Raw genomic sequence first — 16,516 nt, forward strand, 5'->3', positions numbered from 1 at the left:
TTGATTTCTTCGGCTCTCCGCGCGCTCGCGCTCCGCTCATGACCGACATCGCTCGTCAACCCGCTGCTTCGGATTCCGCTCCCCATTTCATCGGCCTGATGTCCGGCACCAGTCTTGACGGTGTCGACGGTGTGCTCGTTGCGTCGGCAACCGGCCGGGTACTCGCGGAAGCCTACCTCCCGTTCCCGAACGATCTGCGCGAAACGCTGATGCTGCTGCAAGCCCCTTCGGAGAACGAGTTGCATCGCGAGGCGCTGGCGGCAAACGCACTGGTACGTGTCTATGCCGCGTGCGTGCGCGAGTTGCTGGCCACCGCCGGATTGCCCGCATCGGCCATTGCCGCCATCGGAGCGCACGGACAGACGATCCGCCATCGTCCGGGCGAATTCGACGGCATTGGTTATACGCGCCAGCTCAATGCGCCTGCGCTGCTCGCCGAACTGACCGGTATCGATGTCGTGGCGGACATTCGCAGCCGGGACGTCGCGGCAGGCGGTCAGGGCGCACCGCTCGTGCCCGCCTACCATCAGGCGATGTTCGCCGAGGCGGGAGAAACGCGCGTCGTCTGCAATCTCGGCGGCATCAGCAACGTGACGGTCCTGCCTTGCGCGGCGTCCGGTCAGCTGGTCTCCGGCTTCGATTGCGGCCCCGGCAACGCACTGCTCGACGGCTGGGCCACGCGCCATCTCGGGAAGCCCTACGACGACGGCGGCGCCTGGGGGGCCAGCGGACACATCGACGACGCCCTGCTCGCCGCTCTGCTCAGCGAACCCTACTTCCGCCAGACACCCCCGAAGAGCACCGGGCGCGACCTGTTCCACGCCAAATGGCTGGACGCGCATCTGGCAGCATTCCCCGGTGTATCGCCGGTGGATGTACAGGCCACGCTCGTCGCACTGACGGCGCAATGCGTTGCCGACGACGTGTTGCGCTACGCGCCAGACTGCCGGGGCTTTTACGCCTGCGGCGGCGGAACCCGCAACCACGCGCTCATGCAGGCGATCGCCGCACGTCTGCCCGGCATCAGCGTTGCCACGACCGAAGCCCTCGGCGTGCCGCCGCATCAAGTCGAAGCCCGCGCCTTCGCGTGGCTCGCGCAGCGCTGCCTGGCCCGGCAGCCCGGCAATCTACCCTCTGTCACCGGCGCGAAAGGTCCGCGCATTCTTGGCGCACTCTACCCGCACTGAATGAAGCGACGTGGCGAGCCGGCGGCGACACCCCACGCCACGTCATATCGCTTCACACCGCATCGCGTTAACGAGAAAAGGGCCCTTCCGGGCCCTTTCTCTTGCTACGGTCGGCTAGCGACTGTTCTTGCCGCTCAGACCGAGAACGAAGAACCGCAGCCACAGGTCGTGGTTGCGTTCGGGTTCTTGATCACGAACTGCGCGCCGTTGATGTCTTCCTTGTAGTCAATCTCGGCGCCGACGAGGTATTGATAGCTCATCGAGTCGATCAGCAGCGACACGCCGTTCTTGTCGAGCACGGTATCGTCTTCGTTGACGTCCTCATCGAAGGTGAAACCATACTGAAAGCCAGAGCAACCGCCACCCTGCACGAAAACGCGCAGTTTCAGCTCGGCGTTGCCTTCTTCGTCGATCAGTTGCTTAACTTTGTCCGCGGCGCTGTCGGTAAAGACCAGGAATGCGGGCATTTCCGTGACGGCAGCCTCAAGCGGTGCGTTCATCGCAAATCTCCAAAAATCGTTTCGGTACCATTCTAGCCCCTATTCCAAAATTGTGCCGATGGCCGGAAAATCAAGGGCTTAGGAACGGCAAATACCGTTACGGCAGTACGGGAATATGGGTCAACCCCATGTTCTCCGGCAAGCCGAACATCAGGTTCATACACTGCACGCCCTGACCGGACGCGCCCTTGACCAGATTGTCCTCGACCACGAGGATCACCAGCGTGTCTTCATTGCCCGGGCGATGCACTGCCATGCGGACATAGTTCGATGCGCGCACCCAGCGCGTTTCCGGCATCGAGCCGGCCGGCAGCACGTCAACGAACGGCTCGCCCGCGTAATACGTCTCGAACAGCGCCTGGAAGTCGGTATCGCGAGCCTCGGGCAGAATCGTCGCGTACAGCGTCGAGTGAATGCCGCGAATCGTCGGCAGCAGGTGCGGCACGAATGTCAGTCCCACGTCGTAGCCGGCAATCGCCTCGAGCCCCTGCTTGATTTCCGGGTGATGGCGATGGCCCTTCACGCCGTAAGCCTTGAAGTTGTCGGCCGTCTCTGCGAGGATCAGCGACGTCTCGCCCTTGCGCCCCGCGCCGCTTGCGCCCGACTTGGCGTCGGCAATCAGATGCTTCGGATCGACCAGCTTCCGGCCACCCGCGAACAGCGGGGCGTACCCCAGTTGCACGGACGTCGGGTAGCAACCCGGCAGCCCGATCACACGAGCGCTCTTGATCTGTTCGCGATTGATCTCGGGCAGGCCATACACGGCTTCCTCGAGAATGTCCGGGCAGGCGTGGGGCATGCCGTACCACTTTTCGAACGTTGCGATGTCCTTCAGGCGGAAGTCCGCCGCCAGATCGATCACGCGCACACCGGCGGCCAGCAATTCGCGCGCCTGCGCCATGGCAACGCCATGCGGCGTGGCGAAGAACACCACGTCGCAATCGGTCAGACGGGCATCGTCGGGGGTGCAAAACGCCAGGTCGACACGGCCGCGCAGGTTCGGATACATATCAGCGACGAGCGTACCCGCTTCCTTGCGCGAGGTGATCGCCGTCAACTTCACTTCCGGGTGCTGCGCCAGCAAACGGAGCAGCTCCACACCGGTATAGCCGGTGCCGCCTACGATACCTACCTTGACCATGTCCAACCCCTTTCAATCGGAACCGCGATTCTATCAAGCTTCCACGACGCGCGTGAGACGGCGACGCACCGGGCGCGACACCGTTTCATGCAGGCAAAACGCGGCGAGAAAAGAAAAAAGGCCGCGCGAGGCGGCCTTTCTCTGCACCTGCCAGAGACAGATGCCAACAAGCACTCGTGCGATTAACGCTTCGAGAATTGCTTGCGACGGCGGGCCTTGTGCAGACCAACCTTCTTACGTTCGACTTCACGGGCGTCGCGGGTAACGAAGCCTGCGGTCGACAGCGTCGGCTTGAGCGTCGCGTCGTAGTCGATCAGTGCGCGGGTGATACCGTGACGAACCGCACCGGCCTGACCCGTTTCACCACCGCCCGAAACGTTGACCTTGATGTCGAACGTTTCAGCGTGGTTGGTCAGTTCGAGCGGCTGACGAACGATCATCAGCGACGTTTCACGAGCGAAGTACTCTTTGATCGGCTTGCCATTGACGACGATGTCGCCCTTGCCAGCCTTGATGAACACACGAGCAACTGCACTCTTGCGACGGCCGGTGCCGTAATTCCAATCGTTTTTGAACATGGCTGGCCCTTAGATCTCGAGCGACTTCGGTTGCTGCGCTTCGTGCGGATGATTGCCGTCGGCGTAAACCTTCAGCTTCTTGATCATCGCATAGCCCAACGGACCCTTCGGCAGCATGCCCTTCACAGCTTTCTCGAGCGCACGGCCCGGGAAACGCTCTTGCATCTTGCCAAACGTGGTTTCGTAGATACCGCCCGGGTAACCCGTGTGACGGTAGTACTTCTTGTCGGTTTGCTTCGTGCCGGTAACTTTCAACTTGGCAGCATTGACGATGATGATGTAATCACCCGTGTCAACGTGCGGCGTGAATTCCGGTTTGTGTTTGCCGCGCAGACGGCGTGCCACTTCGCTGGCGACACGGCCGAGGACTTTGTCCGTCGCGTCAATCACAAACCATTCGCGCGTCACCTCTGCCGGCTTAGCGGAAAACGTCTTCATGATCGATCCAAATAAAATGCGTTTGCCCCATTAACACCAACTTCCTGCTTGTCTGCCGGCCGCGTCCTTACGATTTTGTGTCGCATGGCGCAGTCCTGTGCTTGCAGGCTCTCCCTGATGCTTTTTCCGTGGGCATTCCCGGAAAAGCCGTTGATTATACAGAAAAAAGCACCCCCCGGTAAACCGTCGCAGGTAAACCGCGATTCCGGCGGGACAAAAAAAAAACCCGAACCTCATGGGTCCGGGTTAAATCCACCAAAGGAGGAGGGTGGAGGAGACACTTGCAGGATTGCTGTGAAGCACAACAACCAATGACTGAAGTCTAGCAAATCAGATTGTGCGACGCAAGAAAATTTATAGTGCGAAATACAACACCACAATATGAAATGCCAAAACAATAAGCAAAAAGCCAATATCGTTAATAAAATCAATTGCTTACACAACAAACCCAGCCAACTTCTACGGCTCAAATAGAGGCGACCAACTAAATTTAGGGTTTATCCCCCTGAAAACCCGATCAAAAAAGCGCCAATATTGCGACGCAGCAACCGAAGCCATTCGGGATGGCTTCCAAGGTTCGCGGGCGGCATCGTACGCAGGTTTGCGGAAGCCGCTACAATTTTTGCTTGAATGGGATATCGGGGTTTCGAAATATGGAATGCAAGGTGAGTTGGATGGGCCAGGATGGCATGGCCTTCGTCGCGCAAACGGGTAGCGGCCACATCGTCGCGATGGACGGCGCGCCGGAAGGCGGCGGCCACAATCAGGCACCGCGTCCGATGGAAATGCTGCTGGTCGGCACCGGCGGTTGCACCGCGTACGACGTGGTGCTGATTCTCAAGAAGAGCCGCGCCGAAGTGAAAGATTGCAGCGTCACGCTCAAGGCCGAGCGCGCGAGCGAAGACCCGAAGGTGTTCACCAAGATCCACTTCCACTTCACGGTCACAGGCCGCAATCTGAACCCGGCCACGGTGGAGCGCGCTGTCACACTCTCCCACGACAAGTACTGCTCCGCGTCGATCATGCTCGCCAAGACGGCAGAGCTTACGCACAGCGTCGAGATCGTCGAAGGCTGAGATCGGCGCATCGACCGATGACGCCAGAAGCACAAAAGGCTCCCACCGGGAGCCTTTTGCGTTTTATCGGGATGCAGAGCCGGCCGATAAGCCGGATTCTGTGAACGCGACTCGCGCCGCGCCTGACAATCATTCCTCTAGGCGACGCATCACTGCGCCGCTCAAGCTTCCTACCCGCAGGCTCCCGGGGGCCCCGTTGCCGGCACCCGCACGAGGCGAATGCCGCTCACCTGCCTATTTGGAATTGCTCCGGGTGGAGGTTACCGTGCCGTGTGCGTTGCCGCACGCCGCGGTGCGCTCTTACCGCACCGTTTCACCCTTACCTGATCCGCCTGACTTGCGCCAGGGGCCATCGGCGGTCTGTTCTCTGTTGCCCTGTTCCGCGTCTCGCGACGGATGGCCGTTAGCCATCACCCTGCCCTATGGAGTCCGGACTTTCCTCCCCCTCCCAATGGGAGGCGGCGATTGTCTGGCCGACTCTGCGGGCCGAAGTGTATCACGCGGATCGGCGTCGTTGCCCGTCGTCCCGGAATGCCGGAATCGTGATCTGCCAGCACCCCAGCCCTTCTTTTCTCAACCCTTCTGCCGCCGCCCGGGCCGGAAGACCGACCGGTCGAGATAGTAAGACGGGTTGTCGTTGGCCGGCCACCAGCCCGGAACGCCGAGCACCGGCAAGGGTGCAAAGTCGCGCGTGGTCCACGCGGCACCGGCAAGCGTCGGTGCAATCCGGGCGTCGAGCCAGGCACGCCGCTCGGGTGACGCCCAGCGGAAATAGGCGGGGGGAACGTCCACGATCCAGGCGTGGGCCGTCACCGATGCGTAGGGTGCGACAAGCTTTTCCAGCAAGGCATGCCCGAAAGGCTGAACCTCACAGGCGAGGCCCCAGTCGGCCCGACGCGCCACGAACAGCGTGTGCCAGTCAAACGCGCGCAATGCCTCCCCGAGGGCCGCATCGCTGCACGCGAACAGAACGGCATTCTCGTCGAACACGGTTGCGGCGTCGCGGGCGGCGCCACGCGTCGCCCGCACGCCCTCGGTCGCAATCGCCACGGCCTGGCGCGCGTTGAGCGCCGCCTTGCCGAGCGGATACGTCAACCAGATCAGCGCGTTGAAGAAGTCATGCAGGTTCCGGCGCGTAGGCACGCCGCCCGTAGCCGCGATGAACGCCTCATAGGCCGTGGCGGCGGGCAACGCCTCCTGAGCTACGAAACGAAGCGCCCGGCCCTGCCCGCTCACCAGCCCGGCAGCCGCAGCCTGTGCCGACAGCGCCTCGCGCCAGTCGCCGCTCGCCAATGCAGCCTGCCCGCGCGCCGAGACAGCGTCGAACCACGGCGCCCGCCAATCGATCTCCGACAGGCCGGAAGGCGCGGGCACCGACGGTGCCTGAGCGCCCTCCACCCTCACCCCTTGAGCTTCCAGCCGATGACTTCGCCAGCGCGCAGGGGCACAACTGTCTCGTCGCCCATCGGCAATTCGGCAGGCAGTTCCCAGTCTTCCCGCACAAGCGTGATCTTGTCGGCGTTGCGCGGCAGTTCGTAGAAATCCGGGCCGTGGAAGCTGGCGAACCCTTCGAACTTGTCGAGTGCGCCAGCCTTATCAAACGCCTCGGCGTACAACTCCACCGCGTGCAGTGCCGTGTAGCAGCCCGCGCAGCCGCAGGCGGCTTCCTTCACACCACGCGCATGGGGTGCGCTGTCGGTACCCAGGAAGAAGCGGGGGCTGCCCGAGGTTGCGGCTTTCACGAGCGCCTCGCGATGGGTCTCGCGCTTAAGTACCGGCAGGCAGTAGTAGTGCGGACGAATACCGCCCGTGAAGATGGCGTTGCGGTTGTATAGCAGGTGGTGCGCGGTAATCGTCGCGGCGATGGGGCCTTCGGCCTGCGCGACGTATTCGGCGGCGTCCTTCGTCGTGATGTGCTCGAACACGACTTTCAGGCCCGGGAAATCGCGGCGCAGCGGCGACATCACACGGTCGATGAAGATCTTCTCGCGGTCGAAGATGTCGATGTCGGAACTCGTCACTTCGCCATGCACGAGCAGCGGCATGCCAACTTCCTGCATCGCCTCGAGCGCGCCTCGGCACTTGGCCAGATCGGTCACGCCGGCATCGGAATTCGTCGTTGCGCCCGCCGGATACAGCTTCACGCCATGCACAAAGCCCGACGCCCTGGCGCGACGGATCTCGTCGGCCGGCGTGTTGTCGGTCAGATACAGGGTCATCAGCGGCTCGAACGTGTTGCCAACCGGACGCGCCGCGAGAATGCGCTCGCGATAGGCCGCGGCGTGCTCGGTCGTCGTCACGGGCGGTTTGAGGTTCGGCATGATGATCGCGCGGCCGAACTGGCGGGCGGAATCGGGCAGCACGCTCTTGAGCACGGCGCCATCGCGCACGTGCAAGTGCCAGTCGTCGGGACGGGTGATTGTCAGTTCTGTGGTCATGGGCGTTTTCCGGGGCTGGGGGGGCTGCTGGCCCATGAAACCGCGGCTGCGTGGTGACGCGTGGGCGCGACGGACTTCTTGGGCGGGAATGTACGTGCACAAGGGCCGGTGCTATGCTTGTGCAACCCCATATTGTAACGGCAGCGGCGCTCAGACACGACGTACGCAGCCAACTTCGATTTGCCCGTCCATGTGCCAACTGCTCGCAATGAATTGCGCGGAACCGACCGATATCACGTTCTCATTTACCGGTTTCGCGGCGCGTGGGGGCGGCACCGATCACCATGCCGACGGTTGGGGTATCGCTTTTTTCGAGGACAAGGCCTGCCGCCTTTTCATCGATCACCAGGCGGCGGCCAACTCGCCCATCGCCGAACTGGTTAAGAAATACCCCATTAAGTCAAAAAACGTCATCGCGCATATCCGCAAAGCGACGCAAGGCATTGTTGAACTGGAGAACTGCCACCCGTTTCAGCGCGAGCTGTGGGGGCGCCATTGGATCTTCGCGCACAACGGCGATCTGCACGACTATGACCCGTTCCTCTCGGGGGTCTACCAGCCGGTGGGGACGACCGACAGCGAACGCGCCTTCTGCGACATCATGCAAGGTCTGCGCAAGCGGTTCCCCGGCTCACAACCGCCGCTCGACGAGCTGTTCCACGCCGTTGAGGACATTACGCGCACGATCACGCGCCACGGCGTGTTCAACTTCGTACTCTCAAACGGCCAGGCGCTCATCGCCCATTGCTCCACACGGCTGCACTTCATCGCCCGGCAATGGCCATTCGCCAAGGCCCATCTGATCGATGCCGACTGGGAAATCGATTTCGCCAAGTTCACTACGCCGGCCGATCGCGTCGCGGTGATTGCCACCGCGCCGCTCACGGATAACGAAGTCTGGACGACCTTCGAACCGGGCGAATTGATCCTGTTCGAGAAGGGGGCGCCGTCGCTGCGCACCGTGGTGCCGATTCCGGAGGCTGTCCGCCTGCGCAACGCGCAGAACACCGCCTGTCAGTGAGCCGCCCGTAAGCTCGCGACGCCGCAATGGCCATAAAAAAAGCGTGCCCGAAGGCACGCTTTTTCGTCTCGGCAACTGACCGGAATCAGTGCAGGATCTTGGCCAGGAAGTCCTTGGCACGATCCGACTTCGGATTCGCGAAGAACTCGTCCTTCTTATCGTCTTCGACGATGATGCCCTGATCCATGAAGATCACACGGTTCGCGACCTTCTTGGCGAAGCCCATTTCGTGCGTGACCACCATCATGGTCATCCCTTCCTGAGCCAGTTCGACCATCACGTCGAGCACTTCGTTGATCATTTCCGGGTCGAGCGCCGAGGTCGGCTCGTCGAACAACATGGCGATCGGGTCCATGCACAAGGCACGGGCGATAGCCACACGTTGCTGCTGACCGCCGGAGAGCTGGCCCGGGAACTTGTGGGCATGCGCCTTCAGACCGACGCGCTCCAGCAGCTTCAGCCCCTTGTCGCGAGCCGCTTCCTTGCTGCGGCCAAGCACCTTGATCTGCGCAAGCGTCAGGTTCTCGGTGATCGAGAGGTGCGGGAACAGCTCGAAGTGCTGGAACACCATGCCAACGCGCGAACGCAGCTTGGCGAGGTTCGTCTTCGGGTCGGCGACCGAGGTGCCATCGACGATGATCTCGCCTTGCTGGATCGGCTCCAGACCATTGACGGTCTTGATGAGCGTGGACTTGCCCGAACCCGACGGGCCGCACACCACCACGACTTCACCCTTCTTGACTTCAGTGGAGCAGTCCGTGAGCACCTGGAACTGGCCGTACCACTTGGAGACGTTTTTAAGGGTAATCATTTCGCCAACCTCTTTTGAAGACGTTTAACCAACATCGAAACCGAGAAGCAGATCACGAAGTAGACCGTTCCGGCAAACACAATCATCGCAGGCAGCGTACCGTCACGCTGACCCACCTGATACGCCATGCCGAAGAAATCGGACAAGGCGATCGCGTACACGAGCGAAGTATCCTGGAACAGAATGATGCCCTGCGTAAGCAGCAGCGGCACCATGTTGCGGAATGCCTGCGGCAGCACCACAAGACCCATCGCCTGCCAGTACGACATGCCCAGCGCGGAGGCGGCGGACAATTGCCCGCGCGACACGCTCTGGATACCCGCACGAATAATTTCCGAATAATACGCCGCTTCAAACAACGAGAAGGCCACGAGCGCGGAGACCATCCGGATGTCCCACGTCGGCGGCACGTCGAGCAACGAACGCAGCACCTGCGGCACGATCAGGAAGAACCACAGCAGCACCATCAACAGCGGAATCGAGCGGAACACGTTCACATACAGGTCCGCGAACCACTTGAGCACCGTTACGCCGGACAGGCGCATCATCGCGAGCAATGTGCCCCAGACGATGCCCACGATCACGGCAAGCGCCGTGACCTGGAGCGTGGTGATCATGCCCTTGATAAGCAGCGGCATCGCGTCGACGGCACCGCCCCAAGCAAAGATTTCACCCATTATTTGCCCCCGATGTAGCCCGGCAGGCGGGTCTTCGATTCGAGCCAACGCATGAACGTGAGCACGACGATGTTGATGATCATGTACGCGATCGTCACTGCGATGAACGACTCGTAGCTATGCGCCGTGTAATCGATGAGCTGCTTGCCCTGACCGGTCAGTTCGAGCAGGTTCACGGTCGAGATCACGGCCGAGTTCTTGAAGATGTTGACGAATTCCGAGGTGATTGGCGGAATCACCACGCGGAAGGCCACCGGCAGCAGCACGAAGCGGTACGTCTGCGGCAGCGTAAGCCCCATGGCCAGTCCGGCATTCTTCTGGCCCTTGGGCAGCGAATTGATACCGGAACGCACCTGTTCACACACCCGGGCTGCCGTAAAGAGCCCCAGGCCGACCACACCGGTGAGCAGAGAGACGTTTGCCGGATTGAGCGAGAACAACCATTGGCGCACGCCTTCTGGCAGGAAGTCGGGCGCTACGTAGTACCAGAAGAACAACTGCACGAGCAGTGGGATGTTCCGGAATAGCTCCACGTAACCTGCCGCGAAGCCGGAAATCCATTTGTTGGGAACGGTACGCATCACGCCGAGCACGGAGCCCACGATTAGCGCAATGATCCAGCCGCCGAGGCCAACCGCAAGCGTGAGCTTGAAGCCTGAGAGCAACCACCCGAAGTAGGTCGTACCCTCACCGGTGGCAACCGGCTGGAAGAAAAAACTGAAATCGAGACCGAGAGCCATGATCTCCCCTTTTCTACTTGTCTTGCTTAAAAAGAAGCGGAAGGATTGACTCCTTCCGCTTCGGCATTACGTACTGACTGTGCTCAGTGTTCCATCAAGCCAGCAAGGCTTACTTGGAACCTTGAACGTCAGCGTTGTCGTTCGGCGACTTCCACAGCGCGGCCATTTCAGCCGACGGCGGGAAGTCCATGTTCACGCCACCCAGTGCCGGAATCGGTTGCTGGAACCACTTGGCGTAGTCCTTTTGCGCCTGACCCGACTTCTGATAGTCCGCAACGGCCTTGTCGACCAGCTTCTTGAACGCCGGATCGTCCTTGCGCATCATGCAGCCGTAGGCTTCGTACGATTGCGGCTTGCCGACAATGCTGTAGTCCTTGGCGTCCTTGAACTTGGCGCGCTCACCGGCGAGCAGGGCGTCATCCATCATGAACGCAACGGCACGGCCCGAATGCAGCGTGATTGCTGCTTCGCCGTGGTCCTTGGCGCTGATGATGTTCATGCCCATGTTTTCTTTCTGATTCATCTCGCGCAGCAGACGCTCGGAGGTCGTACCCGCCGTGGTCACGACGTTCTTGCCCTTCAGATCGGCGAAATCCTTGATGCCCGAGCTGTTTTTCGCCAGCAGACGCGTGCCGATGATGAAGAACGTGTTCGAGAACGCAGCTTGCTTCTGACGATCGGCGTTGTTCGTGGTCGAACCGCACTCGATGTCGATCGTGCCGTTTTGAACCAGCGGAATGCGGTTCTGCGACGTGATCGGCGTCTGCTTGACATCCAGCTTCGGCAGCTTCAGATCCTTTTTGACTTCAGCGACGATCGCCATGGCCACGTCGTTGGCATAGCCGACGACATTGTGGTTGTTGTCATAGAAAGAGAACGGGATCGACGACTCGCGGTTTCCCAGCGAGATAATGCCTGTGTCCTTGATTTTTTTGAGGGTACCGCTTTCCTGCGCCTGAGCAGCACCTGCCATCAGGCCCACACAGCACATCGCCAACGCAATTTTCGAGAGGGTCATTCCTTGGTCTCCTTGGCACAAAACGAATGCATTTTAGCACTGCAATTGCCTATTTTTTTATTCCAGAATGTTCGGAACGTACGTCTTTTTTGACGTAAATCGCCCCGAACATTCTGTTTTTACGCATTAATGCGTATTACTACTTAGCCCTACAGCACCGCCCTATCAGGGGTACAGGCCGCGCATCTCACGGGCTTGCAGGATACGGGTACACGCCACGATGAATGCGGCGGTACGCAGCGAAACCTTGTGTTCCTGCGCCACATTCCACACCCCGTCGAACGCCTCTCGCATAATGCGCTCCAGGCGGTGATTGATCTCTTCCTCGGTCCAGAAGAAGCTCGAGAAGTCCTGCACCCACTCGAAATACGAGACCGTCACACCGCCGGCGTTGGCGACCACGTCCGGCACGACAAGAATATTCTTGCTGCGCAGAATGTCGTCGGCTGCCGTCGTCGTCGGGCCGTTGGCGCCTTCGACCACGACCTTTGCGCGGATTTTGTCGGCATTCTTCTCGGTAATCTGGTTTTCCAGGGCTGCCGGGATCAGGAATTCGCAGTCGAGCGACCAGAATTCGTCGTCCTTGATGGTCTCGGCTGCCGGGAAACCGCCCACGCCGCCAGTTTCGGCAACGTGCTTGAGCAGATTCACCACATCGAGGCCGTCCGACTTGTAGATCGTACCGGTGTGATCTTGCACGCCGATGACATGGGCGCCGGCCTCATGGAACAGGCGGGCGGCGATACCGCCCACGTTGCCGAAGCCCTGCACGATCACGCGCGCACCGCGCACGTCCATGCCCAGACGGCGGGCCGCTTCGCAGCTCACCACGAACACGCCGCGGCCAGTCGCTTCGCGGCGGCCCAGCGAGCCGCCCAGCGAGATCGGCTTGCCGGTCACGACACCCGTGGCCGTGGAACCCTCGTTCATCGAGTAGGTGTCCATCATCCACGCCATGATCTGCTCATTGGTGTTGACGTCGGGCGCCGGAATATCCTTCGTCGGCCCGATGATGATGTTGATTTCACTGGTGTAACGGCGCGTGAGGCGCTCGAGCTCGCCGCGCGAGAGCTTGCGCGGGTCGACACGGATGCCCCCCTTGGCGCCGCCGTACGGCACGTTCACGGCTGCGTTCTTGACCGACATCCAGGCCGACAGGGCCATGACTTCGGAAAGCGTGACGTCCTGGTGAAAGCGCACGCCGCCCTTGCCGGGGCCGCGCGAGGTGTTGTGCTGGACACGATAGCCCTCGAAATGGGCGATGGTGCCGTTATCGAGTTCGATCGGGCAATCGACGATCAGAATGCGTTTCGGACGCTTGAGCGTTTCGACCCAGCGCGAGAGCGTGCCCAGATAGGGGGTGACACGATCAACCTGCTGGAGGTAGTTACCCCACGGGCCGAGATGCTCGGCGTCGAGGTAAGAGGGCAAGGCATGTGACGTTTGCGACATCGTTGGATTCTCCGGCTTCAATCGGCGCCGCAGGCACATACCGTGCTTGCGACACGAATGGCTGGCACTTTACAAAGAACCGCAAAGAACAATCCAATGCCGAATAAACATGCATCTATGCATTTCCTGCATAGTTTTGACTTGACGGCTATTTCGCCGCTACATCATGCGAATGCGCACGAACACCTGTGAAGGTCCGGGGCCCGGCAAGCCCCGCGCAAGCATGTGAGACCCTACTTTGGGACAGGTCTTTGCCCGGTAAGGATGGGAAATTCGCCACGCCAGTCCTCTACGGATGAGCCAGCGCCGGCCCCCGGTCAGCCCTTGACCTGATCGCGCACGGCCTGCCAGAACGCTTCGACGACATCGCGCTTGGCGCGCTCGCGCCGGTTGCTGGGGTCGGTATAAGCGAGGCGGTCGCGGTACAGACGAATTTCCATGTCCAGATGCCACGGCGCCGCGGCCTTGCCCGGCGGGGCAAGATCGATCAGTTCGTCGCGCGCGACCGAGTCCACCACGGCGCTTTCCGGCAAAAAAGCCACGCCATGCCCGGCGAGCACCATGGCCTTGAGCGCCTCGGCCATATCCGTCTCGTACACCTTGTCGAGATAAGGCGGACTGGAGGCATCCCCGGCCAGCAGATCGGCCATCCGCCCCAGATAGGCGTTCGAGGTATAGGCCAGATAAGGCACGGGTGCCTCGGGCGTGCCGGGCAGCTTGAAGCGAGCCCGTTTTTGCGCTGTCGGCGCGCTGTAGGGGCTGAAGCGCTCACTGCCGAGCACGACCATCTCGTAGCGTGCTGCGTCCAGTTGCAGCGGCTGGCTCGGGTGGTAGTAGCACATCAGCAGGTCACAGCCGCCATCGGTCAGCGACATGGCGGCATCGTGCACATTGAGCGCGCGTAAGCGGCTGCGCAACAGTCCCATGCGCTTTTCCAATGTCTTGAGCCAGCGCGGGAAAAACGTCATCGACAGCGTGTGTGGCACGGCGAAATCGAGCACGGAATGATCTGCCGAGCGCTGCTCGCGCAACAGCGCGCGAGCTTCCTGCGCCTGAGAGAGCAGTGCGAGCGCCTGCTCGTAGAACACTTCCCCAGCCGGGGTCAGGCGTGTCGGGTAGCTGGAACGGTCGATGAGTTCGCTGCCGAGCCACGCTTCAAGCGACTGGATACGGCGCGAGAACGCCGGTTGCGTGACATGCCGCAACTCGGCCGAACGGCTGAAACTGTTCGTCTTGGCGAGCGACACGAAGTCCTCGAGCCATTTGATTTCCATGCGGCACTCCCGCGTCGGCGATATCAGCGCGCTAGTCTACTCAATCGCCCGCCCGGATGACAGGCCCGTGCCTATCATCCGCCGCCAGGCCGCCCCGGCCCGGCATCTCGCCGCGGCTCAGGACACGACCGTGGCAAAGTGCGACGCCTCGGTATCGCCCTCCCCGCCGCGACGTTGCTGCTGCAATGCCCACATCTGCGCATAAAGTCCTTCGGCGCGCAGCAACTCGTCGTGCGTGCCGCGCTCCACGATGCGCCCCTTGTCGAGTACGATGATCTGCGCCGCGTGCACGACCGTGGAGAGGCGGTGTGCGATCACCAGCGTGGTGCGTTCACGGGCGATGTTGCGCAACTCCGACTGAATCGCCTGCTCCGAGCGCGAGTCCAGCGCCGAGGTCGCTTCGTCGAAAATCAGAATGTGCGGATTCTTGAGAATGGTGCGGGCAATCGCCACGCGCTGCTTCTCGCCGCCGGAGAGCTTGAGGCCGCGCTCTCCGACCATCGAGTCGTAACCTGCCGGCAGACTCTCAATGAAATCGTGGATATGCGCTGCACGGGCCGCAGCGATGACCTGCTCGCGCGACGCCGACGGGTTGCCGTACGCAATGTTGTAGTAGATGGTGTCGTTGAACAGCACCGTGTCCTGCGGCACGATGCCAATGGCCGCGCGCAGCGAATCCTGCGTTACGTCGCGAATGTCCTGACCGTCGATAGTGATACGCCCCGCAGGTACACCGGGGAAGCCTACGTCATAGAAGCGGAACAACAACCGCGAAAGCGTCGATTTGCCCGAGCCGCTATGTCCGACGACCGCCGTGGTGGTCCCTGCCGCCACGGTGAAATCGACATCGTGCAGAATCTGGCGCGACGCCTCGTAACCAAAGTTCACGTGATCGAAGCGCACCGTGCTGCCGCGACAGACAAGAGGCTGCGCGCCCGGCGGATCGGCCACTTCGCGGTTGACGTCGAGCAGCGTGAACATGCGGTCCATGTCAGTCATTGCCTGCTTGAGTTCGCGGTAGATGACACCGAGGAAGTTCAGCGGAATGTAGAGCTGCAACATGAACGTATTGACAAGCACCAGATCGCCCAGCGTCATGCGTCCGCTCATGACGCCCTGCGTAGCGTGCCAGAGAATCAGAATCAGGCCGCTCGCGATGATGACCTGCTGGCCGAAATTCAGCACCGAAAGCGAATTCTGCGAACGAATCGCCGCCGCGCGATAGCGCTTGAGATTCTCGTCGTAACGCTGCGTCTCAAACGCTTCGTTACCGAAATACTTCACCGTCTCGTAGTTGATGAGCGAATCGATGGCGCGGGCGTTGGCCTTCGAGTCGAGTTCGTTCATCGTGCGCCGAAAGTGCGTGCGCCACTCCGTGACCTTCACCGTGAACACGATGTAGAACGCAAGCGCGATAAGCGTGACAATGGCGTAAAAGGCGTCGTAGCGCACGACGAAGAAGCCCAGCACGAGCGCCACCTCGATCAGCGTCGGCAAAATGCTGTAAAGCGAGTACGAGATCATCGACTGGATGCCTCGCGTGCCTCGCTCGATATCGCGGCTCATGCCGCCCGTCTGGCGCTCCAGGTGGAATCGCAGCGACAGCGCGTGCAGGTGGCGAAACACCTTGAGCGCGATTTGCCGCACCGCACTCTCCGTTACCTTGGAAAACAGGATTTCCCGCAGTTCCGTGAAGAGCGAGGTGGACAGGCGCACCACCCCGTAGGCAATGACCAGCAGGCCGAGGCTGCCGACGACGATCAGGCTCGGATCGCCCGTCGCGCGCGCCGTGGCCGAGAGCGCCGTCACCGGGCCGAGTGCGTCGACGATATGCTTCATGATGATCGGCACGCCGAGGTTGGCGACCTTGGCGAGCACGAGACACGACAGCGCCAGCGCGACACGTCCGCGGAATTCAAGCAGGTAGGGGAACAGCGACTTGATGACTTGCCAGTCGCCGCGAGCCGGCCTGGCAGCACCGGAGGCCGCCGGCGCAGGCTCCGCCGGAGTGAAACGTCTCATGATGGGGTTGGGGCGGCGTCCGGCTCGCGAGAGGGCTTTCCGCTAAAATCGTCGATGGCGTATTTTCGCAGAACCCGGCGTCTCATGCTGAGCCGACGCCGGGCGGCCCTCCCCCCGTGGCGGGCCTCGGAACGACCGGTGCC

At 61.4% G+C, this 16,516-nt stretch carries 16 protein-coding genes and 1 other RNA gene; 3 read left to right on the forward strand and 14 right to left on the reverse strand.

All coding sequences use genetic code 11. The features are described from left to right. Positions 1-38 precede the first annotated feature (38 nt). Complete coding sequence (locus AT395_RS20905) at positions 39-1,187, forward strand: anhydro-N-acetylmuramic acid kinase (protein WP_048628724.1); 1,149 nt, start codon at positions 39-41, stop codon at positions 1,185-1,187. Positions 1,188-1,321: 134 nt separating this feature from the next. Here the strand turns inward: AT395_RS20905 and erpA are convergent, their stop codons facing one another. The 4 genes from erpA to rplM all read right to left on the reverse strand — a co-directional run bounded on the left by erpA (position 1,322) and on the right by rplM (position 3,844). After that, positions 1,322-1,687, reverse strand: a complete 366-nt coding sequence (erpA, locus tag AT395_RS20910; protein ID WP_010805094.1) for an iron-sulfur cluster insertion protein ErpA — start codon at positions 1,685-1,687, stop codon at positions 1,322-1,324. 97 nt (positions 1,688-1,784) lie between these two features. Next, positions 1,785-2,828 carry an N-acetyl-gamma-glutamyl-phosphate reductase gene (gene argC / locus AT395_RS20915; RefSeq protein WP_042114629.1) on the reverse strand — a complete coding sequence of 348 codons (1,044 nt, stop codon included), beginning with the start codon at positions 2,826-2,828 and terminating at the stop codon, positions 1,785-1,787. A 182-nt stretch (positions 2,829-3,010) separates the two neighbouring features. Beyond that, complete coding sequence (gene rpsI / locus AT395_RS20920) at positions 3,011-3,406, reverse strand: 30S ribosomal protein S9 (RefSeq protein WP_010805092.1); 396 nt, start codon at positions 3,404-3,406, stop codon at positions 3,011-3,013. Between the two features lie 9 nt (positions 3,407-3,415). Continuing rightward, a complete protein-coding gene (gene rplM, locus AT395_RS20925) occupies positions 3,416-3,844 on the reverse strand; it encodes a 50S ribosomal protein L13 (protein WP_042114628.1) in 429 nt (142 codons plus the stop codon). Between the two features lie 653 nt (positions 3,845-4,497). Here rplM and AT395_RS20930 point away from each other — a divergent pair. Beyond that, positions 4,498-4,920, forward strand: coding sequence for an OsmC family protein (locus AT395_RS20930; RefSeq protein WP_039374267.1), 423 nt, complete (start codon positions 4,498-4,500; stop codon positions 4,918-4,920). Between the two features lie 71 nt (positions 4,921-4,991). Here AT395_RS20930 and rnpB read toward each other — a convergent pair. The 3 genes from rnpB to pyrC all read right to left on the reverse strand — a co-directional run bounded on the left by rnpB (position 4,992) and on the right by pyrC (position 7,358). Further along, an RNA gene (rnpB, locus tag AT395_RS20935) (RNase P RNA component class A) lies at positions 4,992-5,401 on the reverse strand. 92 nt (positions 5,402-5,493) lie between these two features. Next, complete coding sequence (locus AT395_RS20940; protein WP_231586181.1) at positions 5,494-6,294, reverse strand: DUF3025 domain-containing protein; 801 nt, start codon at positions 6,292-6,294, stop codon at positions 5,494-5,496. Positions 6,295-6,320: 26 nt separating this feature from the next. Then, positions 6,321-7,358, reverse strand: coding sequence for a dihydroorotase (gene pyrC / locus AT395_RS20945; protein WP_048628722.1), 1,038 nt, complete (start codon positions 7,356-7,358; stop codon positions 6,321-6,323). A gap of 190 nt (positions 7,359-7,548) precedes the next feature. Between pyrC and AT395_RS20950 the strand changes: the two genes are divergently transcribed. Continuing rightward, positions 7,549-8,379: a class II glutamine amidotransferase gene (locus tag AT395_RS20950; RefSeq protein ID WP_042114625.1), complete on the forward strand. Its 831-nt coding sequence runs from the start codon at positions 7,549-7,551 to the stop codon at positions 8,377-8,379. A gap of 85 nt (positions 8,380-8,464) precedes the next feature. Here AT395_RS20950 and AT395_RS20955 read toward each other — a convergent pair whose 3' ends face one another. The 7 genes from AT395_RS20955 to AT395_RS20985 form a co-directional block, all read right to left on the reverse strand. Further along, positions 8,465-9,190 (reverse strand): amino acid ABC transporter ATP-binding protein, encoded by a 726-nt coding sequence (locus AT395_RS20955; RefSeq protein WP_042114624.1) that lies wholly within the window; start codon positions 9,188-9,190, stop codon positions 8,465-8,467. After that, entirely contained in the window at positions 9,187-9,867 is a 681-nt protein-coding gene (gltK, locus tag AT395_RS20960; protein ID WP_042114622.1) for a glutamate/aspartate ABC transporter permease GltK, read from the reverse strand. The genes AT395_RS20955 and gltK overlap by 4 nt, the downstream gene beginning before the upstream one ends. After that, positions 9,867-10,607: an amino acid ABC transporter permease gene (locus tag AT395_RS20965; protein ID WP_042114620.1), complete on the reverse strand. Its 741-nt coding sequence runs from the start codon at positions 10,605-10,607 to the stop codon at positions 9,867-9,869. The genes gltK and AT395_RS20965 overlap by 1 nt, the downstream gene beginning before the upstream one ends. Before the next feature lie 109 nt (positions 10,608-10,716). Then, positions 10,717-11,625 carry a glutamate/aspartate ABC transporter substrate-binding protein gene (locus AT395_RS20970; protein WP_048628721.1) on the reverse strand — a complete coding sequence of 303 codons (909 nt, stop codon included), beginning with the start codon at positions 11,623-11,625 and terminating at the stop codon, positions 10,717-10,719. 165 nt (positions 11,626-11,790) lie between these two features. Beyond that, positions 11,791-13,077, reverse strand: a complete 1,287-nt coding sequence (locus AT395_RS20975; RefSeq protein ID WP_048628720.1) for a Glu/Leu/Phe/Val family dehydrogenase — start codon at positions 13,075-13,077, stop codon at positions 11,791-11,793. 317 nt (positions 13,078-13,394) lie between these two features. Further along, positions 13,395-14,351 carry a LysR family transcriptional regulator gene (locus AT395_RS20980; RefSeq protein WP_042114616.1) on the reverse strand — a complete coding sequence of 319 codons (957 nt, stop codon included), beginning with the start codon at positions 14,349-14,351 and terminating at the stop codon, positions 13,395-13,397. A gap of 117 nt (positions 14,352-14,468) precedes the next feature. Beyond that, positions 14,469-16,373: an ABCB family ABC transporter ATP-binding protein/permease gene (locus AT395_RS20985; RefSeq protein ID WP_048628719.1), complete on the reverse strand. Its 1,905-nt coding sequence runs from the start codon at positions 16,371-16,373 to the stop codon at positions 14,469-14,471. Positions 16,374-16,516: the final 143 nt, after the last annotated feature.

It is taken from the genome of Pandoraea apista (assembly GCF_001465595.2).
Lineage (GTDB): Bacteria > Pseudomonadota > Gammaproteobacteria > Burkholderiales > Burkholderiaceae > Pandoraea > Pandoraea apista.

What these genes read in the sequence shown, in the direction of transcription:
- AT395_RS20905 (WP_048628724.1), top strand. Translation starts at nt 39, where the DNA reads ATGACCGACATCGCTCGTCAACCCGCTGCTTCGGATTCCGCTCCCCAT.
- erpA (WP_010805094.1), bottom strand. Translation starts at nt 1,687, where the DNA reads ATGAACGCACCGCTTGAGGCTGCCGTCACGGAAATGCCCGCATTCCTG.
- argC (WP_042114629.1), bottom strand. Translation starts at nt 2,828, where the DNA reads ATGGTCAAGGTAGGTATCGTAGGCGGCACCGGCTATACCGGTGTGGAG.
- rpsI (WP_010805092.1), bottom strand. Translation starts at nt 3,406, where the DNA reads ATGTTCAAAAACGATTGGAATTACGGCACCGGCCGTCGCAAGAGTGCA.
- rplM (WP_042114628.1), bottom strand. Translation starts at nt 3,844, where the DNA reads ATGAAGACGTTTTCCGCTAAGCCGGCAGAGGTGACGCGCGAATGGTTT.
- AT395_RS20930 (WP_039374267.1), top strand. Translation starts at nt 4,498, where the DNA reads ATGGAATGCAAGGTGAGTTGGATGGGCCAGGATGGCATGGCCTTCGTC.
- pyrC (WP_048628722.1), bottom strand. Translation starts at nt 7,358, where the DNA reads ATGACCACAGAACTGACAATCACCCGTCCCGACGACTGGCACTTGCAC.
- AT395_RS20950 (WP_042114625.1), top strand. Translation starts at nt 7,549, where the DNA reads ATGTGCCAACTGCTCGCAATGAATTGCGCGGAACCGACCGATATCACG.
- AT395_RS20955 (WP_042114624.1), bottom strand. Translation starts at nt 9,190, where the DNA reads ATGATTACCCTTAAAAACGTCTCCAAGTGGTACGGCCAGTTCCAGGTG.
- gltK (WP_042114622.1), bottom strand. Translation starts at nt 9,867, where the DNA reads ATGGGTGAAATCTTTGCTTGGGGCGGTGCCGTCGACGCGATGCCGCTG.
- AT395_RS20965 (WP_042114620.1), bottom strand. Translation starts at nt 10,607, where the DNA reads ATGGCTCTCGGTCTCGATTTCAGTTTTTTCTTCCAGCCGGTTGCCACC.
- AT395_RS20970 (WP_048628721.1), bottom strand. Translation starts at nt 11,625, where the DNA reads ATGACCCTCTCGAAAATTGCGTTGGCGATGTGCTGTGTGGGCCTGATG.
- AT395_RS20975 (WP_048628720.1), bottom strand. Translation starts at nt 13,077, where the DNA reads ATGTCGCAAACGTCACATGCCTTGCCCTCTTACCTCGACGCCGAGCAT.
- AT395_RS20980 (WP_042114616.1), bottom strand. Translation starts at nt 14,351, where the DNA reads ATGGAAATCAAATGGCTCGAGGACTTCGTGTCGCTCGCCAAGACGAAC.
- AT395_RS20985 (WP_048628719.1), bottom strand. Translation starts at nt 16,373, where the DNA reads ATGAGACGTTTCACTCCGGCGGAGCCTGCGCCGGCGGCCTCCGGTGCT.